The organism is Shewanella sp. ISS20 (genome assembly GCF_056522965.1).
This window is the reverse complement of the sequence record NZ_JAWRZK010000001.1, coordinates 47,410-71,179: the sequence shown is the minus strand read 5'-3', so window position 1 is coordinate 71,179 and position 23,770 is coordinate 47,410. Positions and strand designations below refer to the sequence as shown.

20 protein-coding genes are annotated in these 23,770 nt (G+C 43.9%); 14 read left to right on the top strand and 6 right to left on the bottom strand.

Translation table 11 applies throughout. From position 1 onward, the window contains the following. Positions 1-174 precede the first annotated feature (174 nt). A complete protein-coding gene (locus tag AC1HDP_RS00370; RefSeq protein ID WP_479637214.1) occupies positions 175-3,297 on the bottom strand; it encodes a transglycosylase domain-containing protein in 3,123 nt (1,040 codons plus the stop codon). A 588-nt stretch (positions 3,298-3,885) separates the two neighbouring features. Here AC1HDP_RS00370 and pbpG point away from each other — a divergent pair. From pbpG to AC1HDP_RS00355, 3 genes are all read left to right on the top strand, one after another. Then, entirely contained in the window at positions 3,886-4,776 is an 891-nt protein-coding gene (pbpG, locus tag AC1HDP_RS00365; protein WP_479637213.1) for a D-alanyl-D-alanine endopeptidase, read from the top strand. Positions 4,777-4,961: 185 nt separating this feature from the next. After that, complete coding sequence (locus AC1HDP_RS00360) at positions 4,962-5,435, top strand: LabA-like NYN domain-containing protein (protein WP_479637212.1); 474 nt, start codon at positions 4,962-4,964, stop codon at positions 5,433-5,435. Between the two features lie 110 nt (positions 5,436-5,545). Continuing rightward, a complete protein-coding gene (locus AC1HDP_RS00355) occupies positions 5,546-6,541 on the top strand; it encodes an FUSC family protein (protein ID WP_479637211.1) in 996 nt (331 codons plus the stop codon). A gap of 117 nt (positions 6,542-6,658) precedes the next feature. Here the strand turns inward: AC1HDP_RS00355 and AC1HDP_RS00350 are convergent, their stop codons facing one another. The 3 genes from AC1HDP_RS00350 to AC1HDP_RS00340 all read right to left on the bottom strand — a co-directional run bounded on the left by AC1HDP_RS00350 (position 6,659) and on the right by AC1HDP_RS00340 (position 9,540). After that, positions 6,659-7,090 (bottom strand): OsmC family protein, encoded by a 432-nt coding sequence (locus tag AC1HDP_RS00350; protein WP_479637210.1) that lies wholly within the window; start codon positions 7,088-7,090, stop codon positions 6,659-6,661. Positions 7,091-7,200: 110 nt separating this feature from the next. Next, positions 7,201-8,592, bottom strand: a complete 1,392-nt coding sequence (locus AC1HDP_RS00345) for a putative bifunctional diguanylate cyclase/phosphodiesterase (protein ID WP_479637209.1) — start codon at positions 8,590-8,592, stop codon at positions 7,201-7,203. Positions 8,593-8,697: 105 nt separating this feature from the next. Further along, positions 8,698-9,540 (bottom strand): HDOD domain-containing protein, encoded by an 843-nt coding sequence (locus tag AC1HDP_RS00340; protein WP_140931743.1) that lies wholly within the window; start codon positions 9,538-9,540, stop codon positions 8,698-8,700. A 312-nt stretch (positions 9,541-9,852) separates the two neighbouring features. Between AC1HDP_RS00340 and trhP the strand changes: the two genes are divergently transcribed. From trhP to AC1HDP_RS00325, 3 genes are all read left to right on the top strand, one after another. Then, positions 9,853-11,205 (top strand): prephenate-dependent tRNA uridine(34) hydroxylase TrhP, encoded by a 1,353-nt coding sequence (gene trhP / locus AC1HDP_RS00335; protein WP_479637208.1) that lies wholly within the window; start codon positions 9,853-9,855, stop codon positions 11,203-11,205. Further along, entirely contained in the window at positions 11,205-11,456 is a 252-nt protein-coding gene (locus AC1HDP_RS00330) for a YfhL family 4Fe-4S dicluster ferredoxin (protein WP_479637207.1), read from the top strand. The genes trhP and AC1HDP_RS00330 overlap by 1 nt, the downstream gene beginning before the upstream one ends. 437 nt (positions 11,457-11,893) lie before the next feature. Further along, the gene (locus AC1HDP_RS00325) at positions 11,894-12,175 is read left to right on the top strand and encodes a hypothetical protein (protein WP_479637206.1); all 282 of its coding nucleotides are present in this window, start codon (positions 11,894-11,896) and stop codon (positions 12,173-12,175) included. A 60-nt stretch (positions 12,176-12,235) separates the two neighbouring features. On the opposite strand, the gene ubiT is transcribed toward AC1HDP_RS00325, so the two are convergent. Next, positions 12,236-12,748 (bottom strand): ubiquinone anaerobic biosynthesis accessory factor UbiT, encoded by a 513-nt coding sequence (ubiT, locus tag AC1HDP_RS00320; protein ID WP_479637205.1) that lies wholly within the window; start codon positions 12,746-12,748, stop codon positions 12,236-12,238. A gap of 159 nt (positions 12,749-12,907) precedes the next feature. On the opposite strand from ubiT, the gene ubiU reads away from it, so the two are divergent. The 4 genes from ubiU (at position 12,908) to AC1HDP_RS00300 (ending at position 17,492) form a co-directional block, all read left to right on the top strand. Next, positions 12,908-13,909 (top strand): ubiquinone anaerobic biosynthesis protein UbiU, encoded by a 1,002-nt coding sequence (gene ubiU / locus AC1HDP_RS00315; RefSeq protein ID WP_479637204.1) that lies wholly within the window; start codon positions 12,908-12,910, stop codon positions 13,907-13,909. An 11-nt stretch (positions 13,910-13,920) separates the two neighbouring features. Next, entirely contained in the window at positions 13,921-14,784 is an 864-nt protein-coding gene (locus AC1HDP_RS00310; protein ID WP_479637203.1) for a U32 family peptidase, read from the top strand. Between the two features lie 713 nt (positions 14,785-15,497). After that, positions 15,498-16,856, top strand: coding sequence for a YjiH family protein (locus AC1HDP_RS00305; protein ID WP_479637202.1), 1,359 nt, complete (start codon positions 15,498-15,500; stop codon positions 16,854-16,856). Between the two features lie 234 nt (positions 16,857-17,090). Further along, the gene (locus AC1HDP_RS00300) at positions 17,091-17,492 is read left to right on the top strand and encodes a CBS domain-containing protein (RefSeq protein ID WP_479637201.1); all 402 of its coding nucleotides are present in this window, start codon (positions 17,091-17,093) and stop codon (positions 17,490-17,492) included. Between the two features lie 10 nt (positions 17,493-17,502). Here the strand turns inward: AC1HDP_RS00300 and AC1HDP_RS00295 are convergent, their stop codons facing one another. Further along, entirely contained in the window at positions 17,503-18,852 is a 1,350-nt protein-coding gene (locus AC1HDP_RS00295; protein ID WP_479637200.1) for an NCS2 family permease, read from the bottom strand. A 377-nt stretch (positions 18,853-19,229) separates the two neighbouring features. On the opposite strand from AC1HDP_RS00295, the gene AC1HDP_RS00290 reads away from it, so the two are divergent. From AC1HDP_RS00290 to torD, 4 genes are read left to right on the top strand one after another with little or no spacing between them, the layout of a single operon-like run. Next, a complete protein-coding gene (locus AC1HDP_RS00290) occupies positions 19,230-19,391 on the top strand; it encodes a periplasmic nitrate reductase, NapE protein (protein ID WP_479637199.1) in 162 nt (53 codons plus the stop codon). A 32-nt stretch (positions 19,392-19,423) separates the two neighbouring features. Then, positions 19,424-20,602, top strand: a complete 1,179-nt coding sequence (torC, locus tag AC1HDP_RS00285; RefSeq protein ID WP_479637198.1) for a pentaheme c-type cytochrome TorC — start codon at positions 19,424-19,426, stop codon at positions 20,600-20,602. Positions 20,603-20,614: 12 nt separating this feature from the next. Next, positions 20,615-23,113, top strand: coding sequence for a trimethylamine-N-oxide reductase TorA (gene torA, locus AC1HDP_RS00280; protein WP_479637197.1), 2,499 nt, complete (start codon positions 20,615-20,617; stop codon positions 23,111-23,113). Next, positions 23,110-23,724: a molecular chaperone TorD gene (gene torD / locus AC1HDP_RS00275; protein WP_479637196.1), complete on the top strand. Its 615-nt coding sequence runs from the start codon at positions 23,110-23,112 to the stop codon at positions 23,722-23,724. Before torA ends, torD begins: the two co-directional genes overlap by 4 nt. The last annotated feature ends 46 nt before the right edge of the window (positions 23,725-23,770 follow it).

The following is a 23,770-nucleotide window of genomic DNA, read 5'->3' as shown; positions in this document are numbered from 1 at the left end:
AGACGCATAAGTTAAGCCTTAACGTTGGCAAGTTAACTGAGTAGTGCATTAAGCGACTGCTCATTGATATCAATAAAAAAGACGGCCATTGAGGCCGTCTTTAAAGGTTAATAGCGCGACATCTGCGTAGTAGCAAGAGTCTGTTAGCTATGAGCTAATAACATCTTAAGGCCATTAAAACACTTCACACATAGATGCCTTAGTCTGCACATAAGGCGCTAAAATCGGCATCATACCTTTCATCACCTGTAGCGGTAGCGCCGAGGTAAAGCTAAAGTCATCGGCTTTAGCGCCCGGTACAAAGGCGGTTAGAGTACCAAAGTAATTATCACCAAGATAAAACACAAAGGTCGCAGTACGGTTCATAGCGGTAGCAGCCTTCTTATTACTCATGGTCATTTGCGTCACAATGCGGTTATCACCAGTACCGGTTTTGCCGCCAATAGGCATAATTTCACCATTTTCGGTCTTAAAGATACCTTTTAAGCGCCGGCCAGTTCCATTGTCAACCACGTTAGTCAGGGCATTTTTAAGGCTCGCGGCGACTTCAGGGCGCATCACTTGCTGACCTGGCACTAATTCAAGCTGACTTTGATGCACTAAGCTCACTTCGTAGGGAGTGTTATCAGCAAAATGCAATTGCTTAATGCGCACTGTGGGTAAACGCTTACCTTCGTTTTGAATAATTCCCATTAATTCCGCTAAGGCCGCCGGTCTATCACCCGATGATCCTAAGGCTGAGCCTAACGATGGCACCATAGAGTCAAACGGATAGCCCATTTTTACCCAGCGCTGATGAATATCTAAGAAAGCCTCAACTTCTAGCATTACTTGCACGCGCACATCGCGGGCATTCTTATGGCGAGTCTTAAATAGCCAACGATACACTTCCTGCAATTTTGGCTGACTGGCTTGTCTTACATCGGCAAGCTTTGCCTCTGGGTTTTCATTAAGGTAAGTCAGCACCCATAACTCTAACGGATGTGTGCGGGTGATATAGCCTTGATCAGCCAAGTTAAACTTATCGGGGCCGTACTTGTTGTACATGGCATTTAATTTAGATTCAGTATATTTCTTCTCAGGCAAACGCTCCGCCAAAAAGGCGGTAAATTGCTCTAGGCTGTTATTGGGTAATAAGTAGCGATAAGCGGCCACCAGTTGCTGCTCAGCCTTAGGCAAGCCATCAAACAAGGTTTCAAAGCGCAGCGCTGGTTCTATTTTTTTATACTTACGATAAAAACGGTTAACAAACACTGTGCCTTCACGGGCGGAGAATGCCTTTAAATATTCTTCACGGCGTGGATCTTTATCGTTTTTAAGCAGTTGCGCTATGCTGCCTTCATTATGAAAACTACTAGTGTAATTGACTATTTCACGCATTAAACGCACAAAAGGTAAGTTGATTGATTGCTGCAGCGCCTCATAAATGGTCGGGTTTTTAGAGTTTTCTTCACGCTTAAAGTTATTAAACACATGTAAGCCGCCGCCAGTAAAAAAGCGTTCATTGGGCGAGGCCGAATAATGGCGCTGCATGGCCGCATTTAAGGTGGCGGTTAAGCTTTTATCTTGCGCCGATAATAAGTAATCCACCACCCAACGGGTAATGCGGTCTTTAGCTTCAATTTCTATGTTCATGAGCGCACTGCGTCCCATAGGGGTTAAGCGCTCATGCAGTTCTGCCACTATATCTAAGTAAGTGGCCAGCACCCGTAATTTAGCGGTTGAGCCCAATTCAAGCTTACTGCTTTCATTAATATCAAAGGGTTGATTTGAGCTATCGGTTTGCACCCGCACTTGATTAGCCTCAGGCGTGCTCTCATACAAGGTAAAGCTGTAAACCACATTACTAAGCTGCCCTGGAGTCAGCAATTTTTCTCCGAGCAGCCCCACAGCTTCAGCATTAGGCGCCTTGGCTAAGCCAGTTAAGTACTGGCTAACTTGTAACTGTAAGTCGCCTTGCAAGGTGCTGTAGACATCAAGGTCAGTTCTATCAAGATCGTACAAGCTAGTATTTAACATACTGCCAGTGCGGATACGTATACTGTTAACGCCTTTGTCGGTAGTGATTTGCGGACGTTTCTTATTTTTAAAATCATTAAATTGTAAGCGTTGCTCAAGTGCCACTGTGGTTAACTCAGACTCAACTAATGAGGCGCGGCCTAACAAGCGAATATGGCTATCCACAAGGCGCTCTAAATCTTCATGACCATGGAGCAAGTAATACGATGGGCGGCGCTGAGCAATCATTAATGCCACAATTTGCCGGAACACTTGCCCGCGCGCTGCGGCATTACTAGGTGTTTGCTCTTGTAACAGTAAGGCATTGGCCTGATTAAAATCCGTGCCAAACCAAGCCCATAAACCATCGCCGACGCCATGCACTTCACCATGAATAGGCGCAGATGATAACGGTACTGTATTTAAATAATCTTGCACAATGCGCGCCCGCGCTGGCGCAGTTTCTTCGCCTTGCTGATAGACCCGCACGCTGGCCGAACCAATCTGCAGCAACTTATCTTGAATGCTTGAAGTAAGGCCATGCTCAGAATGACGGAACTTCTCAATTTGAGTAGCTAAGGTACTGCCCCCTGCGGTTGAGACATTTAAGCCCATCATTTCAGCAAGTTGACTAAAGCCGGCGACCACAAATCGCGGCCAGTCAATTACAGGATTGAGGTGCGGTTCACTTGTCCATAACTCTCTATTTTCAATAAAGAGGAGAGTATTAATGACCTGCAGCGGTATGGTTTCGCCATCTTGATAAACCCGTTTTGGATAGGCAAAACTGTAGACTTGATCGAGTTTACAATCCATTAAGGTTAACCCTGATTGGGCTTTTTCATGGTAAGGCGGGAAGAATCCTAACTGAGTGTATTGGATTAGCTCTGGCGAAAACGTAGTTTGATAAGTCACGCGGAAATTGCGCTCGTGCAAGCGTTTTAAATATTCAGGTAATTTAGTGTAACCATGGCGATGATCAAAGGGACCATAACTTGGATAGATCACATTATCACTAGGCTTATCTTGCACTTCATAAGTCAATCGCGTCGCGAATTTATGGATAAATTGGCTTTGATAATGTGAGGTTGTTACCTCAAAAAAAACCAACGCACTGAGTGCCAACAAGAGTAGGAACAGCAAAAAGCCCAAATAACTGCGCTTACGGGACGTTCGCGCCGCTTTTTTTGGGGGTTTAGCTGGCTTAGGCCCACTGGCCTTTGGCTGTTCACTTTGATGGTAACCAAATCGCGCATCGCGAGTATTGTCGAAGTCCATCTCATTCTTTAGGTTACGCAAACATCACTCCACAAACTTAACATGCCATCAAAAGACTTAGTGTTTTACAGCAAGAAAAGCGCCACTCTTAATCACATTTGAGCTGACGCGCTGTTAACACTGAACAATAAAAAGACATTTAACTTAAAAATCAACTTTATAAATGCAATATCCAAAAACAAAGACTAACAAAATTCACAAAGACACACAACGAATCCACCACAAAATTCCGCACCAACAACATTAACCTTCAAATCCCACACAAATCATATTCAAGCCAGCAAACCCACGCCAGTGCACAATTTAAGCACTTTAGTTATTGCTAACCCAAAAAGGTATAGCAGTACTACCGTTTGCCATAAGCAGCCACTAACACTTAGGTGTTATAGCTGTAGTTATAACCATTATCTTTCAGTGCATTAGCAGCCGTTGATTAACACATTTATTTTACACCAACCTCATGTTTAACCAGATTTTTACATTAAGTTACCTTATACTTTAGTTTTAGAATCTCAATCATTTGCTAATGGCTGACTCATAATGACCTCATATCGCACTGCTTGTTTATCATCTCAATCGCTTTCACTGTGGTTGGCTAGGTCACTTAGCATGCTAGTCATAATGGTATTTTTTAACATGCTAATCACAAGCCCAAGTGTGGCGGCAAGCAAGCAAAGCACGCCAAAATCGCAGCAAGAAGTCGCCTCGGTGAGCGCTATGCTGGTTGATCTTGATACTAATGAAGTGCTCTATTCCAGCAATCCCAATTTAGTCATGCCCATTGCCTCGGTCACTAAGTTAATGACCGCCATAGTGGTGTTAGATGCCAAATTAGATTTAGATGAAAAGCTCAATATCCACATCAAAGATACCAAGGAGATGAAAGGGGTTTATTCGCGAGTGAAGATTGGCAGCGTACTCTCGCGCCGTGACATGTTATTGCTGACCATGATGTCATCTGAAAATCGCGCCGCGGCTAGCTTAGCGCATCATTATCCTGGTGGGTATAAGGCCTTTATTAAGGCCATGAATGCAAAGGCTAAAGCCTTAGGAATGAAGAGCACTCGCTACGTCGAACCCACAGGTTTATCGCCTAAAAACGTCTCTAGTGCCAATGATTTAGTGCGACTATTGAAAGCCAGTAAGCACTATCCCTTGATAGGAAAATTAAGCTCAACCCCAAACAAAACCATCTCTTTTACTAGCCCAAGATATAAGTTGGTATTTAATAACACTAATCGCTTAGTGAAAAACGCGGGCTGGAATGTGCACTTAACCAAAACTGGTTTTACTAATGCCGCAGGTCATTGTTTAGTAATGCGCACCGAAATGGATAAACGCCAAGTTGCATTTGTGGTACTTGATGCCCATGGCAAGTTAACCCATATTGCCGATGCCAACCGCCTCAAAAAATGGTTAGAAACAGGCAAAGCGACCCCTATTCCTAAAACCGCTAAGCAATATAAACAGCAGCGTATGCGCCGCGTCTCATCAAGCTAAATCGGCTTGCCCATTAAGAGGTTACATTAAGAAGCTATTACAGTAAAAATTAAGAGCCGCTTAATTCTTACTGGGCAAACGCTGTCATAAGCTTGTTGATTCTTATCCATAAATAGTAAGGATAATCAGAACCTACTATGAATATGATATAGTCAAACTAGGTTTTACCTTTTAGAGTTTCCTTCTTGAAAAAAATCGCCATTTTTGTGGATGTACAAAACATTTATTACACCTGCCGCGAGGCCTATGGTCGGCAATTTAATTACCGCCATTTCTGGCAGCTTATTAGCGCGCAAGGACAAATTGATATTGCTTATGCCTATGCGATTGATAGCGGCAATGACGGCCAAATAAAATTTCAAGAAGCGCTCAAACATATTGGCTTTGAGGTTAAGCTCAAACCCTTTATTCAGCGCAGTGATGGTTCGGCTAAGGGGGACTGGGATGTCGGCATTACTATCGATATCATGGAAGTGGCATCACAGGTTGACCAAGTGATTTTACTGTCTGGCGATGGTGATTTTGATCGCTTGCTGACTCACATACACAATAAATACGCGACCGATACTCAAGTGTATGGAGTGCCAAGTTTAACGGCCCACTCACTCATTAATGCCAGTCAGCAGTTTCATCCTATTACCGCTGCACTGCTACTTTAATTCCACATTAACCATATTCATCAAGATTAAATTTTTGCTATGCCGCTAGATTTTACTCAGCACAGCCCTGTCCACCTCCTATACTGGCGCATTAACCACAGGGGGTTTTAGTGTTAACTCGACCAAATTACGATGAGTGGATCCGCGGCGGCGTCTTTGCTTTAGCTATGGGCTTACCTTTGCTGCTTGGCCATCAACTTAAGATGGAGCAATTTGCCTTTGTCGCGCTTGGTGCCATGTTTGCCTTACGCTTAGATCCGCGCCGCCGCCCGCAACGACAAGCCCTTGCTATTGTTGGTGGTATGTCGCTAATGATCTTGGCTGGCATGCTTGGAGTGTTATTAGTGGGCCATAAAGAACTCGCCATGGCAGCACTTGTCATCATAGGGTTTTTAGCTGGCCAACCCACAGCCGAGCAAGCCTATTTAAGTTTGTTAGGGAAATTTACCGCAGCGGCGCTATTACTGGCTGAAATGGGATTACCTGCGACCTTGACAACTGCCATGGCCTATTTGGCTGGAGCATTTTTAGCACTCGGATTAACCTTGTTGCAGCAATGGCTGCTGCCATCGGATGCCACTGAGTGGTCACCCAGTGATGAATGGCATCATATCTTAGCGGGCGACACTAACGGGCCACTGTTTGGCTTTACGTTACCAATTACCATTTTGCTTGCCATGCTATCAGCCCAGTGGCTACATGCCGAGCATACGGCTTGGGTAGGATTAACCGTATTATTTGTCATGCACGTGAATGATGCCAGCACTTGGATTAAAGTGCGTCAACGTATCCTTGGCACCCTGCTTGGGGTTGGCATCACTTATTTGATTATTATTGGCCTACCCAGTAATGCCTTAGTCGTCTTAGTCATGCTGCTTGCCATCATAATGCCAACTTGCTTACGTCAGAGTTATGCCGCCTTTAGCTGCGTCATCACTATCATAGTGTTGGTGATTGTCGACTTAGCCATGCTGAATCAAGGCGGAGATGAATACCTTATCCGCTGGCGCTTGTTTGATACCTTAATTGGCTGCGCTTGGGTGGCGCTCAGTTTAATCTTGCTGCGATTGGGTAAGGCGTGGTGGCCAAAGAAGATTAAACCTTAAGATTCAGGCTTGAGTGACTACCAATCTAAAACACACATGGCGACCTAAGGTCGCCATGAAATAATAACGCGCGGGTTAAGCTATAAAGCTGTCGCCTTAAGCCTCAAGCTTCAAGCTTCAAGCTTCAACCGCACTATGAGTCACTAAGGTTGGATGCAATAAGTTGTCATGCACTGGGCAACGATGACACACTCTATCTAAAAATGCTGATTTTTCAGCATCAGTTAAATTCGCATCGATAACCGCTTCAATATTAATATGTTTAAAGCCCACCGGATCATCCGTGGCTTGGCCTAACAAACCTGCTGGATTCATTACGCCCTTCACTTGAATGTCGATGGCACGTAAATCAATTTTTTCATCGCGCGCTGTCATTTTGGCAATGGCAGAAATACAGCCAGCGAGTGAGAATAAAAAGGTTTCTAAGGGATTAGCGCCTTCGTTAGTTGCCGTCGGTTGGTCAATCACTAAGGTATGCTCGCGCACTTGCGCTGTTACTTTCCAGCCAGCGCCCATGTGAGTGCTTACTTCTACAATTTTTTCAGCCATAATAATACCTTGAATACTTGAGGTTTAATGTACTTAATCTTGGCTAGACATCAGATTTATGAGAAAAATCTAATGAATTGACTAGATAGTCTCAAAGCCAGATTTTAGAGTCAAGAAATCTTCATTTTGGTTTGCAAAGATTGCCAGTAGCTTTCAAGTTCTACTGCAGTAAGCGGAGAGCTAAACCATTGACCTTGAATTTTATCCGCCCCCATATCGACTAATACGTCCCAAACTGCTTGAGTTTCAACCCCTTCCACTGTCACCGCAAATCCCAATTGTTTGGCCAATTGAATACTGGTTTCTAAAATGGCGGCGCCATGAGGGTCACACAGAACATCTTGCAAGAAAGCTCTATCGATTTTGACTTCATCCACTGGCAAATGCTTTAAATAGGCTAATGAAGAATAACCAGTACCAAAATCATCGATAGCCAATTGCACACCAATGCCCCGTAGGCGATTCAAGACTTCTAAGGTTTTATCAATATCGGCCATCAAATGACTTTCGGTGATTTCAATCATAATGTGGCGCGGCGATACTCCGCGTTTAACTAAGCTCACCAATAAGTCTTGGGACAAGCTCAAGTTATCCAGATCGCGAGTGGACAAGTTAACCGCCACTTGCACATCAAGCCCAGTTTGCTGCCAGCGCTGTTGCTGCAATATCACTTGCTCAAGTGCCCATTCACTGATCAATTCAATCATGCCAGTATATTCAGCTAAAGGAATAAACTCAGCGGGCGATACTTGGCCTAACACTGGATGGTTCCAGCGCAATAAAGCTTCTACCTGATTACAACATTGCTGCCGTAAATCCCACTTGGGCTGGTACACCAAGTAGCAAGCATTGCTGATTAATCCCTTAGGTAAATCGTGGATAAGTTGCAACTCGCGTTGTTGTAATTGATCCATCCCAGTTTGATAGACGAACAGTTTATCGCGGCTGACGCGCGCCTGTTTTAAGGTTAAATCAAGACGACGCAGCATCACACTCACATCATGATGATGCTCAAATAATTGAAGGTAGCCAAGCTGGAGTTTTAATACTATGGGAGTGCCATTAATGGCAAACGGCAGCTGTAAGTCATGGCGTAATTCTTTAATGGTTTCAAGCGCCATGGGCTGATTAAAGTAAATTAAAAACTCATCACCATCAAGCCGTGCTGTGATTTCGCTGTTGCTAGTTAACTTGGCTAAGCGCTCACTGAACGCCTTAATCAAACGATCGCCAAAATCAAAACCAAATAAATCATTAACATAACGAAACCGGTAAATATCGAGTAAAACCAACACGCCAGTCATTATCGGCATACGCGTCATTAAATAACGTTTAAGGCCTAAACGATTAGTAAGCCCAGTTAACTTATCAATGCCTGGCAGTTCATGACGATTATTTAGTAGCTCATCGACACGCAACAGTAACTCGTTATCTTCCTGGGTAAACTCACGCGTATGACTCAGAGTTTGGCTGGGAATACGCTGCAATTTACGACGAAACAAAGCAACTAAATCACCATAGTATGTATTTTTGTTAGATTGCGACCAGCACAATCCAATGAGTGCCACTATGACCACTACTAAGGGCAGGATTATCCACACAAGGATTTACTCATAGCTTTGTTTAATAGATTCATATAATTGCACAAAGCTTTCATCTTGTAATTCCTCTTCGCTCACAGGTAAACCTCGTTCAACATAAGCATCCATGCGTTGCTTAAATTGCTCACCGGCTCGCAATTCTCCAGTATAAAATGCGCCAGCACGGATAAAGTCGATATAAGAGATAGTGCTAGAGTTGTAACTTAAATCTGACCAACGCGAGACCACTTCCATCACTTCTTCAGAAAATTCCCAGGATGACAGTACTGAACGGCCTATCGGCCCTTGTAACTTCTTAACCACTTGGCGCAATTTATCAATATCATCAAACAACTCAGGATCGGCTTCTGCTTCAGTCAAAATAGGTAAAGCGCCAATATTGTGGACTAACCCAGCTAACGTCATAGTATCAACATTAAAGCCTTGTTTTCCATGTTTACTTTGATACCGATGGAGAATGGCGCAAGATGCAGCTGTCACATTAATCGAGGTTTGCCAGACTTCATCCATCACTTCCCACACCATTTCATTGGTAGAAATAAACAGCTGTTCCATGGCGATTGAGGTGGCAATAGCGCGAATTTGTTGTAAACCAATACGATTAACCGCACCGTTAATATTATCCACCGCCAGCCCGCGGCTATATAAAGCACTATTGGCAATCTTAATAAGCCTGGCACTAATAGCCGCATCTTGGCCTATCACTTCCGCTACTTGTTTAAGGCTGCTATCACTGCGCGCTGTCACTTCTTGGACACGCATGGCGACTTCAGGCAAAGTAGGTAACACCAAAGTATCATCTTTAAGTTTGCGCAATAACCGCACTAATAGTTGCTGTTCAATCGACATGTAACGTCCTCTGTTACGGCTTCCTCCCTGAATTATATCAGCAATAAAGCAGTAGATTTCAGCAATTGACTGCATTTCATTAATATTAACTCAACACTTACAACAAATGCAGCGCAGGCGCGGCTATCTTGCGCCTTAGTCGTTCAGCTTTCGGTGTTATATTTGCATCAAGGGAGTATCATTGAGTAAAATGCCCGCCCTATCACAGTAGCCTCAGTTTCAGTCGTCACTAGCTTGCTTATGCCTGTAACCCTCTACTATTGATATTCTCGGGTCCAAGATCCGCCAGCACTAACCCTATTGAGAGTGATTATGTTTAAACCAGAACTTTTGTCCCCAGCCGGGACACTGAAAAACATGCGTTACGCCTTCGCCTATGGAGCCGACGCCGTTTATGCAGGGCAACCAAGATATAGCCTTAGAGTTCGCAATAATGACTTCAAGATGGAGAACCTGGCTCAAGGCATTCAAGAAGCTCATTCGTTAGGGAAAAAATTATATGTGGTGAGCAACATTGCTCCTCACAATGCCAAGCTGAAAACCTATATCAAGGACATGGAACCTGTGGTGGCTATGAAGCCAGACGCCATTATCATGTCAGATCCAGGCTTGATTATGATGGCCAGAGAAGCCTTCCCTGATCAAGTGGTGCATTTATCAGTGCAGGCCAATGCCATTAACTGGGCATCGGTTAAGTTTTGGCAAACCCAAGGCATTAAGCGCGTGATCTTATCGCGTGAATTGTCTTTAGATGAAATTGAAGAAATTCGCCAACGCTGCCCAGATATTGAGCTCGAAGTATTCGTACACGGCGCCTTATGTATGGCGTATTCAGGCCGCTGCTTATTATCTGGCTATATCAATAAGCGTGACCCTAACCAAGGTACTTGCACTAATGCTTGCCGCTGGAAATACGACATCCATGATGCCAAGCAAGATGATAGCGGCGATATCGTTGCCATTCACCCAGCATCAACCTTAGGTGAAGGTCAGCCAAGCGATAACATGTATCTGCTGCAAGAATCAGGTCGCCCTGGCGAATATATGCCAGCGTTTGAAGATGAGCACGGCACTTACATCATGAACTCAAAAGACTTACGGGCGATTCAACACGTAGAGCGTTTGACTAAGATGGGCATCGACTCACTTAAAATTGAAGGCCGCACTAAGTCTTTCTATTATGTTGCCCGTACAGCACAACTTTATCGTCAAGCCATTGATGATGCCTGCGCCGGTCGCAACTTTGATGGCAGCTTAATGGCTCGCTTAGAAGGCTTGGCGCATCGCGGTTATACCGAAGGCTTCTTGCGTCGTCACGTTCATGATGAATATCAAAATTATGACTATGGCCACTCAATCAGTGACAGTCAGCAATTTGTCGGCGAGTTAACCGGCAAGCGCAACGATCAAGGCATGGCCGAAATCGATGTAAAAAACAAATTTGTGCTTGGCGATAGCGTTGAATTAATGACGCCCCAAGGCAATATCAATTTAACCTTAGACAGCCTGTTAAACCGTAAAGGTGAAGCTGTTGAGGCTGGGTTAGGTTCAGGGCACATGGTGTATATGCCAGTGCCAAATGATATTAATATCGAAAAAGGCATATTGCTGCGCAACTTGCCAGAAGGCATGGATACTCGTAATCCGCATAAGGTTCAAGAGTAATGGCATTAATCATCGACGACTCTTGTATCAACTGTGATATGTGTGAGCCAGAGTGTCCGAATCAGGCCATTGCTATGGGTGAGGAGATCTATGAGATAGATCCCAACCTCTGTACTGAATGCGTTGGCCATTATGATAAACCGACTTGTGTGTCTGTGTGTCCGATTGATTGCATCGACCCAGACTCAACGCGCGTTGAGTCTCAAGATGAGTTATTACTCAAATACATCCGCATCACCGGTAAACATTAAGTCAAATTTTTTGCATAACTAAGCCCTCTCAAGGGCTTTTTTTGTAGCTATAATTAGCAAATTCGCTCGCACCAACGGTTAAGGTTGTTGATCTTGCTCACAAATGTGCGAATATTAATCATAGGGGTTAAGGGCTAATTTAAGCGGGAATGCTATGAAATATCGATTGGCGCTGGCGTGGGTTTTATTACTATCAAGTGCAACATGTCTGCTAACTATTGTGACTGACCAAATGTTTTTCAATCAATTACCGACTATTGACCCCGTTGGAATAGTTACTTTAGTGTTAATTGTTTTAGTCAATGGCGTGCGGATAACAACCAGTAAGTGGCTAATTTTACCGCAACAGTGAGTTTTTGCAGGGAATAAAATGTGAGCATATTAAGTATTTATTCACTAAAATAACCTCACTTGGTTAGAGAAAACTGGAGACACCCATGGTTAAATTCACTAAGCCGTTATTGTTATTAACAACTTTAATTAGCGGCACTTTACTGGCTAATGAGCAAGCGCCGCAAACTTCGCAAACCGAAAACGTTAAACGTAAAGGTCAGCAGCAGCACGACAGACATGTAGAACAAGTCAAAAGTTTGGTTGTTATTGAAGAAATCATAGTCATAGATGACGCTAAGGTTAAACGTAAAGGCGAGCAGCAGCATTTGCGTCAACGGCACTCAGCGAAAGGGACGGCAAGCCATACCCCTAAAGTCGTTGAATAATTTATAGTTTGGCGTTAATCATTCAGTTTAACGCCAAATGATGTAGCGCCCTTAATGTCTTTATAAATACGCGTGTTCAATCCCAGCTTGCGCTTCTAGAGATAATAACACTGCCGTCAGCGCTAAAATCCCTTGTTTCAATGCCATAGGCTGCGAGTCCAGCTCTACACTCATCAATAAATTTTTCACGGCTAAACCATATTCAGTGTTGCCTTGCATTGATAACTTTTGCTGGAAAAACAAAGTGTCAGGATCTTCTTTGGCGGCCAATATTAGTAATAATTCACGGCTGTTAGCACTAAAAAATACATCCGCGTCACCACTTTGCTGGATAGTAAAATCGCCATGGTAAGTCACCACAAAGTTAAGATCTAAGTCGCGTACAGTCACGCCCACAGGTCGATTGCGCAAAAAAGATAATTCCTGCGGGCTAAACTGGCGACTTATGCTTAACGATAATAAGCGCGCGATCATTTTGGCTTTAAGGGCAAATGGCACGACTTTCATCGGTAACGACAAGGCATTAGGAGCCAAAGATAACAGTCTCTTTGCAACTTGCTCACTAGCAAACATAGGGGATCTCCAAACTAAATAGCTAGGCAGTTTACCTGAGCTTAATACTAGTATTCCTGTTTTAAATCAAACATCTGAATGTTAAAGCCTCTTACACTTAGTTCCATTTCTTCCAAGCCTATTAATTAGGTGGATTATTCACCTCTCGTTGGAGTTTTCATGGAATTACTTTGCCCTGCAGGCAACCTTGCCTCGCTTAAAGCGGCTCTCCATGCCGGAGCCGATGCCGTGTACATCGGCCTTAAGAATGAAACCAATGCGCGCTCATTTGCTGGACTTAATTTTAGTCAGGACCAATTTAAGCAAGCGGTGCAACTGGTTAAGCAGCAAGATAAGAAACTGCATCTGGCCATCAATACTTTTTCTATGCCAGGAACTGAGCATAAATGGCTTGAGACCATAGACTTTGCTGCCGATCATGGCGTTGATGCCCTCATCATTGCGGATATGTCGCTGCTCGATTATGCCCACCAGCAACATCCGCATATTCCCTTGCATTTATCTGTGCAGGCCAGCGTCAATAACTTAGCTGGGATTGAGCTTTATCATGAATTGTTCAACATTGAACGCGTGGTATTGCCAAGAGTGCTTACCATGAAGCAAATCAAAACCTTGGCAGCAGCAAGCCCGGTGGCTTTAGAAGTGTTTGCCTTTGGTAGTTTATGCATTATGGCGGAAGGCCGCTGCCATTTATCATCCTATGTTACAGGCCAATCACCCAATACCGGCGGCAGTTGCTCACCTGCAAATTGCGTCAAGTGGCAAGAGCAGCAAGGTCAACGCAGTACCCATCTTAATGGCGTGTTAATTGATAATACCCCGGTGACTGAGCCTTTAGGCTATCCCGTCGTATGCAAGGGTCGCTACCTTAGCAGCGAACATGCCTATGCCGAGCACTGGTTAGAAGCGCCCATTAGCTTAAATACCTTGCGATTATTGCCGCAATTGGCACAAGCTGGGATTGCTTCACTCAAGATTGAAGGCCGCCAGAGAAGCCCGGCCTATGTTTCACAAGTCACTAAAACTTGGCGCCAAGCCATAGATAGCTATTTGACTGACCCAAGCCACTATCAAGTGCTGCCCAAGTGGGATCAAGTGCTCGCGCATCTCTCAGAAGGTCAAGTGACTACCCTTGGCGCTTATCAAAAGCAATGGCAATAATGGAGCCCACCATGAAAGTTTCACTCGGTCCCTTACTCTATTGCTGGGACAAAACTCGCACTGAACGTTTTTATCAAGCCGTCGCCGCCGCTAACATACCGTTAGTGTATTTAGGCGAAGCTGTGTGCAGCAAAAGACGCCAATTAAAATTTAAAGATTATTGGGCCATGGCGCTCGACTTAAAAGACAGTGGCAAGCAAGTGGTATTAACCACCCAAGCTTTGTTGGAAGCGGGCTCTGAACTCAGCCATTTAAAACAGATTATCGATAATGGCGAATTTATGATTGAAGCCAACGATATGGCCGCCGTTGCTATGGCAAGGCAAGCTAAGGTCGGTTTTATCGCAGGTGCTGAAATTAATCACTATAACCCTGCGACATTAAAGCTGTTACAAAGCTTTGGCATGCAAAGGTTTGTTATGCCTTATGAGTTAGATAAGGAGTGGTTAACGGATACATTAAGCGCGCAGCCAGGTTTGCGCGCTGAAGTGTTAGGATTAGGTCACTTACCTTTAGCCCATTCCGCGCGCTGCTTTACCGCCAAGCAAGCTGGGGTTAATAAGGATAACTGTCAAACCTTGTGCATCAATTACCCGCAAGGCATAGATATCGCCACGCAAGAGCAGCAACAATTATTGCGCTTAAATGGCATTCAAACTCAATCGGCCAGCCGCTGTAATTTATCCGCCCAATGGCAGCAACTTGAAGCCCTTGGCGTTGAATATTTTAGAGTATCAGTGGATAGCGAGACTGGCCTTAATGATGCGCAAATGCTAACGCGCGGCGAGAGCATCGCAAGCCAAGCGCAAGACTCCAACGGATATTGGTTTAAACAACCAGGTATTTCACTGCAAGCATCTGTAGCTAACAGCTAATCAATCGTTAATTAGGCCACTATTGCAGTCACTATTTATCAAGTGTTCAATAGTAGATGCAGCCAAAGGCATAAATAAGCCACTGTAGATTTGCTTATTTATGCCCTTTTTCATTTGAAGTTTAATCCCTGCTTGGGAGTCACTAAAAGCACCTTACTAATGCTACGCCGCAAATCTGCTCAAGTTCTCAATCAGCCGCACTCAAGTTCAAGTTCAAGTTCAAGTTCAGTGCAATGTATCCTGAAAAACACCTGTGCTCACAGTTAAATTCTCACTGCTAAATATTCACAGATAAGTTGATGGCAAGCCCATTTCCAAGCAAGATTAACTCAAATTTATGCGTAAGTATTGACATTGATACTGACTCCCGACGGCAGCACTTGGCTCCTATTGCCCAATAAATCTACAAGCTACAAGACTATAGCCAACCAAATAGAGTACTATTTGAGCGGTTAGACCCGTATTATCTCAACATTGTGAAATTATTAAAATTAATTAGTGCCATCAGACTTTTTTTAAGTAAAATATATCTAGTCACTTTATGATGATAATTATTCGCTATCGAAGTTGAGCTAAATTTACTAGCCAAAGCCTTAGCACGACGCAGGTTGATAAGTATTTATCAGTCTATTTTTACTGAGTTACTGACTGAATGAAAATGCACACCTAACGCATATCCGCATTGTATTTAGTCTTTTTTAAGGGTTACTGCCGTGGCTACAGAACAACAAAAATATAGCTTAAAGACGATGTTGACCTTCATCGTCCCTTCTTTCATCGGGATCTTGCTGTTTATGATCCCTGTGAGTTATCAAGATGCCATTACTATTCCTGTCGCCGTAATTGCTAAAGGCTTACTCGCAGCCTTAGGTGCATGGTTACCTAGCATAATTACTGTCGTGGTATGTATGACGGCATTATTTAGTGTGCTGTTTAAATTATGGCAACCTAAATGGTTTGAGCGTCACCACTTCATTCGTGACTTATTTAGTGTGCATTTACTCTGGGTCATAGTGCGAATTTTAGGCGCTATCTTCATTGTCATGAGCTTATTAAAAGTCGGCCCAGAAGCCATTATTTCTGGCAGTACTGGCTCATTAGTTCTTAATGACTTACTGCCGATTTTATTCTGCGTGTTTTTGTTTGCCGGCATGCTGCTACCGCTGCTGCTTAACTTTGGTTTACTTGAACTGTTAGGTGCCTTGCTTACTAAAATCATGAGACCTTTGTTTAACTTGCCAGGACGTAGTGCCATTGATTGCATGACATCATGGTTAGGCGATGGCAGTGTCGGGATTTTATTGACTACTAAGCAATATGAAGAGAAGTTTTATACCCAAAGAGAAGCGGCCGTAATTGGTACTACTTTCTCTGCGGTATCTATTACCTTTTCATTGGTCATCATCTCGCAGGTGAATTTGGCCCACATGTTTGCTCCTTTCTACTTAACTGTGTGTTTAGCCGGACTTGCTGCGGCGATTATCGTACCAAGACTGCCACCGTTATCACGCAAGAAAGATGCTTACATTGATGGCACGCCAAGAAGCTCAGTCGCCGAACTTAAGCCAACCGATAAGTCATTATTAGGCTGGGGCTTAGATTTAGCCATGCAAAGAGCTCAGAACTCTGGCGGCGTAAAACAGTTCCTTAATGAAGGTGTTAAAAATGCCGTTGATATGATTTTTGGCGTACTGCCAGTAGTCATGGGTATTGGTACCTTGGCATTAATTGTGGCCGAATACACACCTATCTTTACTTGGTTAGGTATGCCATTCATCCCATTTTTAGAATTATTACAGATTCCAGAAGCCGCTGAAGCCTCAAAAACTATCGTGGTCGGTTTTGCCGATATGTTTATTCCATCGATTTTAGCAGCATCGATTGAATCCGATATGACTCGCTTTGTGATAGCCGCTATGTCAGTGACTCAGCTTATTTATATGAGCGAAGTGGGCGCGTTACTGTTAGGCAGTAAGATTCCGGTCAACTTTGCTGAACTGTTTATGATCTTTATTTTGCGTACCTTAATCACGCTGCCAGTGATTGCAGGTATGGCGCACTTATTCTTTTAAGTCGTGCGTCTAAATAGTCTTAGATAAATATCAACTGTCATTTTGGCTGCCAAAATTAACCCAACGAGTAATTTAGGCAGCCAATTTTTGCAGTATCTCCGCTACACTTAGCCCATTCATCCATACTTCCCATTTTTAGTAAAGCCATAGTATAGTTATGAAATAATTAATGTTTTTGGTTTAATCATAGCGATTAATCCCTATTTTCAGGATGAAAATATGCAAGTAAGTCACATGATGAGTAATAGACTAGTCACAGTGGAAATGGATGACAAAATTAGCTTAGTCAAAGACATATTTAATCACAGTAAGCTGCATCATTTGCCCGTGGTCGAGAATCACCAGTTAGTTGGTCTAGTATCCGAGCGAGACTTATTGCGTGCACTCAATCCCAACGTTGATAACCCGCTAGCTAAAGACAGCGAACTCATATGTCTCAACAAACGAGTCCATCAAATCATGAGTCGAAAAGTGATAACCATTACAGCTGACAGCAGCTTAGCCCAAGCGGCAAGCCTGTTGGTCGAGCACAATATAGGTTGTTTGCCTGTACTTAGAGATAATCAACTGGTAGGGATTTTGACGTGGAAAGATGTGCTGAAAAGCCTTTATCACCAAGGCTTAGCAGCACAATAAATCGAGGATGTTAAATTGCCCAACCACCTAAGTAGAAGATGGCAAGACCGACGGTAATAGTGATTACTGCGACATTTAAACGGCGCCACTCACCCGCCAGTAAGCGCCCTATGGTTAAGGTCACAAAACCAAGCATAATGCCAGTGACAATATTGCAACTAAGCACAATAAATACGGCGCAGGTTAAGCCTGCCATTGCATCTATGCTGTCAGTAAAATCAAGCTTGCTGACGTTAGATAGCATTAGTAATCCAACATACATTAAGGCTGGCGCAGTCGCGTAGGCTGGTACTAAATAGCTTAATGGTGCTAAGAACATCATCAATAAAAATAACACGCCGACCACAGTGGCGGTCAAACCAGTCTTACCACCTGCAGCTGTTCCTGCTGCCGATTCAATATAGACAGCCGCTGGCGAGCCTCCAACGAGACTAGCAAAAATGGTACTCACTGAGTCTGAGGTTAAGGCTTTATCACCATCAATAATTTGATCTTTACTATCAAGTAACTTGGCTTGGCCAGCAACAGCGCGAATAGTACCTGTGGCATCAAAAATTGCTGTCATTACTAACGCTAACACTATCGGCAATATCACAGGATTAAGCGCGCCCATAATATCTAATTGCCCTATTAAGCTATGCTCGTTAGTAAAATTAGGCAGGGCAAAAAAGCCTTGGTAAGTCACATTAGGATCAAAGATTAACCCAAAAATAGATAACACTACGATGACTAACAGTATGCCGCCTGGTACGCGCTTCTTTTCAAGCCCGATAGTCGCAGCTAAACCTACGATTGCAGCTATCACGCCAAATGAATCAATGTTCCCAAGTTTTACTGGTAAGCCCGCAGAATTACCTACGATTAAGCCGACACTGTTAGCGGCAATCAGCAATAAAAACAGACCAATACCTATCCCTGTACCATGAGCAATACCAGCCGGTAAGTTAGTTAAAATCCACTGCCGTATGCCAGTGACTGAAATAACAGTAAAAGTTACCCCAGTTAAAAATATCGCCCCTAAGGTCACTCCGATACTCATGCCTTGGCCTATCACTAAACTAAAAGCTGTAAAGGCAGTCAGTGAAATAGCGCAGCCAATGGCCATAGGTAAATTGGCCCATAACCCCATAAGGAGCGAGCCAAACGCCGCAATTAAACAGGTAGCAATAAATACCGCGCCGGTGTCAAATCCAGCTTCGCCTAACATTTTCGGCACTACGATAATTGAGTAGACCATAGCGAGGAAGGTCGTTAAACCAGCAATCAACTCACGTTTTACCGTGGTTCCACGCGCTGTGATATTAAATTGGCGTTCAAGCCAGCTTGGTGTAGGAGTGTTATTTGGAGCGGAGTTATTCATGATTATCCTTGTACGATCTCTTAATTTGGGTCAATTGACCTAGGCCATGGCAGGTTAGAGCCCCACATTACTGTGGGTGAGAGATCCACAAACCCTAAGGCTTATGACCTGCAACCATCATTAAAATCGCAATAATAGCGTCATGACCTTGGTTGGCGGCAGTGTACTTGATTTTTACTCAAGGAGAACTAGTAATAGATAAAACTGAGCAATATCCAACAGTTTTTCGACTCCCCTCAGCATTTTAGTTATCTAAAGCTTCTGTTCACATCCTTTCATATTTAGACGTGATCCATTCATAGCACTAAACATTCGGGTTCATATTCTTAGTCTATTATTGATGAAGGCCAAAATTGTTGCTTCGGAGAGTCCTATTTATGAATAACAAAAACCAAGACGAGACAACCAAAGGGGGCGAGCTTAAAGCCCTAGGATTTGTCGTAGTGATCTTGTTCCCACTTCTGACTATCGGTCTGATTTCAGCCTATGGCTTCTTTATCTGGTTTTATCAAACTTTCTACGGAATTCCAGGCCACTAGATTTTAAAAAATAAATTATTGAGGACATGTCTATGAAGTGGTTACGCAATCTGTGGCGAACCTTAAGCTCGCCAGCCAAATATTTATCGTTAGGTACCATTATTCTGTGTTCTTTTGTGATGGGCATAGTGTTCTGGGGAGGTTTTAACACAGCACTGGAACACACCAACACCGAAGAATTTTGCATTAGCTGTCATGGCATGCAAAAACCCTATAAAGAATTACAAAACACAGTGCATTGGTCGAACCATTCAGGAGTGCGTGCCACCTGCCCTGATTGCCACGTCCCCCATCAATGGACCCAGAAAATTGGTCGTAAGATGGAAGCCTCAAAAGAAGTATTTGGCTGGCTAGTCAATACCATAGATACCGATGAAAAATTTGAGAACAAACGCTTAGAAATGGCAGCCCGCGAATGGAAGCGTTTCGATATGACTAATTCATTGGCTTGTAAAAACTGCCATCAATATAAATCGATGAAATGGGACACTATGTCCCCACTTGCCGTAAAACAGATGAAGCATGCGGCTGAAATCGATCAAAGTTGTATTGATTGTCATAAGGGTATTGCTCATAACTTACCTAACATGGGTACTGCCAGAGCACCTGAATTGATTGCCCAAGTTGGCCGAGGTGTTACTAGCCTGCAAATCAATGCTGACTACTACACTGCGCTCACTAAACCTCTGTATCTCGATGCTAGCTCAAAAGAAGATCAAGGCACAATTAACATTGCGACCGAAGTGAACATCTTAGAGAACAAAGATAATCGCGTTAAAGTGGCCATTAAAGGCTGGCGTAAGCGTGTTGGTTTAGGCCGCGTTATTTATGCTGATTTCGGCGTCAATATCTTAACTGCACAATTATCAAAAGATGCCGCGGCTAAAGAAGGCTTAGTTAGAGTCTTTGAAGAAAAAGTCGACCCATTAACCGGTTTAACCTGGCAACGCGTTGAAGCGGATATGTGGACAGACAAGGATTACTTATTGACTAGTGATGCGCCGCTGTGGAGCTACGCCGCTGAAACCTACAATACTTCATGCAGTGTTTGTCATACCCAACCTGCACCTAACCACTTCGATGCCAACACTTGGCCTGGAATGTTCCAAGGCATGCTCGCGTTTGTGAATATGGATCAAGATACTACAGCTCTAGTGCAGAAATACCTGCAAGAGCATTCATCCACCTTCGATAAAAGCGCTCAGCACTAGTAGGAAACTAAGATGAATAGAAGAGAATTTCTGAAAGGATTGTTATCTGTCTCGTGCGTATCTATTGCTGGCAGCTCGCTACTGTCCCCCTTTGAAGCCCTAGCCGCTGCAGGCGAAGCAGGCTCAAGCGATTACTTGGTAACAGGCTCACACTTTGGCGCCTTTAAAATTAGTCGTAAAAATGGGGTGATAGATAAGGTATTACCCTTTGATTACGATAAATACCCAAGTGATATGATCAATGGCATTAAGGGCTTGGTTTATAACAATTCCCGCGCCCGCTACCCTATGGTGCGCCTCGATTATTTAACCGGTGGTTTTGGCGCCAATCCAGATACTCGCGGCGATTTTCGTTTTGTACGCGTCACTTGGGACAAAGCCTTGTCAATGTTTATTGAGGCATTGAATCAAGTACAAACTCAATATGGACCATCAGGTTTGCACGCAGGCCAAACCGGTTGGCGCGCGGTAGGTCAGTTGCACTCATGCACCAGCCATATGCAAAGAGCCGTGGCTATGCATGGTAACTTCGTAAAAAAGGTAGGGGATTACTCAACTGGTGCGGGGCAAGTGATCTTGCCTTACGTTTTGGGTTCGACGGAAGTGTATGCCCAAGGCACCTCGTGGTCGCTGATTTTAGAACACTCAGATACCATTATTCTGTGGTCGAACGACCCCTATAAAAACTTACAGGTCGGTTGGAATACTGAAACCCACGAATCTTATGCCTACTTAGCTGAACTTAAGCAATTAGTGAAAGACGGCAAGATTCGGGTGATCAGCATAGATCCTGTAGTCAGCAAAACTCAAAATTATCTTGAATGTGAGCACCAGTACGTTAATCCGCAAACTGACGTGCCCTTAATGCTGGCTATCGCCCATGAGATGGTGACTAATAACAGGTATGACAAAGAGTTTATTGAAGGCTACAGCTTAGGCTTTGAAGAGTTTTTACCTTATATCACAGGCGAACAAGACGGCGTGCCTAAGACCCCTGAATGGGCGAGTCCTATTTGTGGCATTAGCCCCGATAAAATCCGTGAACTCGCCAAAATTATGACCACAGGTCGAGTGCAAATCATGGTGGGTTGGTGTATTCAGCGCCAGCAACATGGTGAGCAGCCGTATTGGATGTCAGCCGTGCTTGCCACCATGATAGGTCAAATTGGCTTACCTGGCGGCGGCATAAGCTATGGCCACCATTATTCAGGCATAGGCATTCCATCATCAGGGGCTGCTATGCCAGGCGCGTTCCCGCGTAACCTTGATGAAGGTATGACACCAATTTACCCAAGTGAAGACTTTAAAGGCTATTCAAGTGTTATCCCAGTAGCGCGCTGGGTTGACTCCATTTTAGAACCCGGCAAAGTGATTGATGCCAATGGCAGTAAAGTAAAATTGCCAGATGTCAAAATGATGGTGTTTTCTGGCTGTAACCCTTGGAATCACCACCAGCAACGTAACCGCATGAAAGAGGCCTATCGCCAATTAAAATGCGTGGTTACCATAGACACTAACTGGAACGCGGGTTCGCGTTTTTCAGACATAGTTCTGCCCGCTTGTACCACCTTTGAGCGCAACGATATTGATATCTATGGCGCTTATGCTAATCGCGGCGTTATTGCCATGAAGAAAATGGTGGAGCCGTTATATTCTAGCTTGTCAGATTTTGAAATCTTCACGCGCTTTGCCCGTATGTTAGGCCCAGACAAAGAGAAGCAATACACTCGCGGCATGAATGAAATGCAATGGCTAGCCATGCTCTATAACGATTGCAAAAAGGATAATGCCAAAAAATGGGACATGCCTGATTTCAATACTTTCTGGCAAAGTGGTTACTTTGATTTTGGCCCAGGCGAGCCTTGGGTTAGACACCAAGCGTTCCGTGATGACCCTGAAATCAACCCATTAGGCACACCATCTGGTTTAATTGAAATATTTAGCCGCAAGATAGCTAGCTATAACTATGATGATTGTGCAGGTCATCCGAAATGGATGGAAAAAGTGGAACGCAGCCACGGCGGCCCGGGCTCCAAGCAGCATCCTATCTGGTTGCAATCATGCCACCCAGATAAGCGCTTGCATTCGCAAATGTGTGAATCAGATACTTATCGAGAAACGTATACAGTCCAAGGGCGCGAGCCATGCTACATCAATGCTAAAGATGCTAAAGCTCGCGGCATTAACGACGGCGATATTATCCGTGTCTTTAACGACCGCGGTCAGTTACTGGCAGGCGCTATTATCTCAAGTAATTTCCCTGAAGGAGTAATTCGTATTCAAGAAGGCGCTTGGTATAGCCCTGTGGGTAAAGATGGCAGCAAACAAGGCGGCAATGAGATAGGTGCTATGGATTCTTATGGCGATCCAAATACTTGCACATTAGACATTGGCACCTCGAAATTGGCTCAAGCTTGCTCGGCATATACTTGCTTAGTCAATTATGAGAAGTATCGCGGCAAGGTGCCTGAAGTCAGCGGATTTAGTGGGCCAATCGAGGTATCAATATGAGTCAGCTAGCTAGCAGCATTAGCGAACTTGACCAAGTGAGAGCGCTGGTTTACCAGCTGCTTTCATCGCTATTTGCCCGAGAATTAGATGATGTTAGGCTCGCCGAGCTAACTCAGCCTCAAGCAACAGCTTTTTGGTTACAATTGGCGCAAGATCCTGTCGTCAAACACGACGTACAAATCATCATGGAGCAATTGTCGCAAATTAATAATGAGCGGCAATTGTTGGAGCTGGCGGCCGATTACTGCGGATTATTTTTAATTGGCAATAAGCACGCCCCAACGCCTTATGCTAGCCATTACTTGACAAAAACTAAGGAAGCGTTAGTGTTTGGAGAGCAACATCATTTGATGTGTGATTTCTTAAAACAAAGCCAATTAGCAGTGCAAAGCGATTTTAAGGAACCAGCCGATCATCTAGCGGTAATGCTTTCGTATATGGGGCATTTATGCACCCATGCAAGTTACGAGGCGCAGATGGCATTTATTGATAATTGCTTACTGTCTTGGTTACCTGCGTTTTGCCGCCAAGTTGAGCAACAAGATGCAGGGCAATTTTATCAAGCACTAGCGCGGATAACCTTATACTGGGTTAAGTCTGATAAAAGCTAAAGCTTAGTTAGCTTAGTTAGCTTAATTGGCAAAACCTAGATATTAA

Bases quoted from the DNA above. Each gene is read 5' to 3' on its own strand.
- torC (WP_479637198.1), top strand. From the start codon at position 19,424: ATGAAGTGGTTACGCAATCTGTGGCGAACCTTAAGCTCGCCAGCCAAA.
- torA (WP_479637197.1), top strand. From the start codon at position 20,615: ATGAATAGAAGAGAATTTCTGAAAGGATTGTTATCTGTCTCGTGCGTA.
- ubiU (WP_479637204.1), top strand. From the start codon at position 12,908: ATGGAATTACTTTGCCCTGCAGGCAACCTTGCCTCGCTTAAAGCGGCT.
- AC1HDP_RS00300 (WP_479637201.1), top strand. From the start codon at position 17,091: ATGATGAGTAATAGACTAGTCACAGTGGAAATGGATGACAAAATTAGC.
- AC1HDP_RS00310 (WP_479637203.1), top strand. From the start codon at position 13,921: ATGAAAGTTTCACTCGGTCCCTTACTCTATTGCTGGGACAAAACTCGC.
- AC1HDP_RS00340 (WP_140931743.1), bottom strand. From the start codon at position 9,540: ATGTCGATTGAACAGCAACTATTAGTGCGGTTATTGCGCAAACTTAAA.
- AC1HDP_RS00350 (WP_479637210.1), bottom strand. From the start codon at position 7,090: ATGGCTGAAAAAATTGTAGAAGTAAGCACTCACATGGGCGCTGGCTGG.
- AC1HDP_RS00295 (WP_479637200.1), bottom strand. From the start codon at position 18,852: ATGAATAACTCCGCTCCAAATAACACTCCTACACCAAGCTGGCTTGAA.
- pbpG (WP_479637213.1), top strand. From the start codon at position 3,886: ATGCTAGTCATAATGGTATTTTTTAACATGCTAATCACAAGCCCAAGT.
- ubiT (WP_479637205.1), bottom strand. From the start codon at position 12,748: ATGTTTGCTAGTGAGCAAGTTGCAAAGAGACTGTTATCTTTGGCTCCT.
- AC1HDP_RS00330 (WP_479637207.1), top strand. From the start codon at position 11,205: ATGGCATTAATCATCGACGACTCTTGTATCAACTGTGATATGTGTGAG.
- trhP (WP_479637208.1), top strand. From the start codon at position 9,853: ATGTTTAAACCAGAACTTTTGTCCCCAGCCGGGACACTGAAAAACATG.
- AC1HDP_RS00325 (WP_479637206.1), top strand. From the start codon at position 11,894: ATGGTTAAATTCACTAAGCCGTTATTGTTATTAACAACTTTAATTAGC.
- torD (WP_479637196.1), top strand. From the start codon at position 23,110: ATGAGTCAGCTAGCTAGCAGCATTAGCGAACTTGACCAAGTGAGAGCG.
- AC1HDP_RS00290 (WP_479637199.1), top strand. From the start codon at position 19,230: ATGAATAACAAAAACCAAGACGAGACAACCAAAGGGGGCGAGCTTAAA.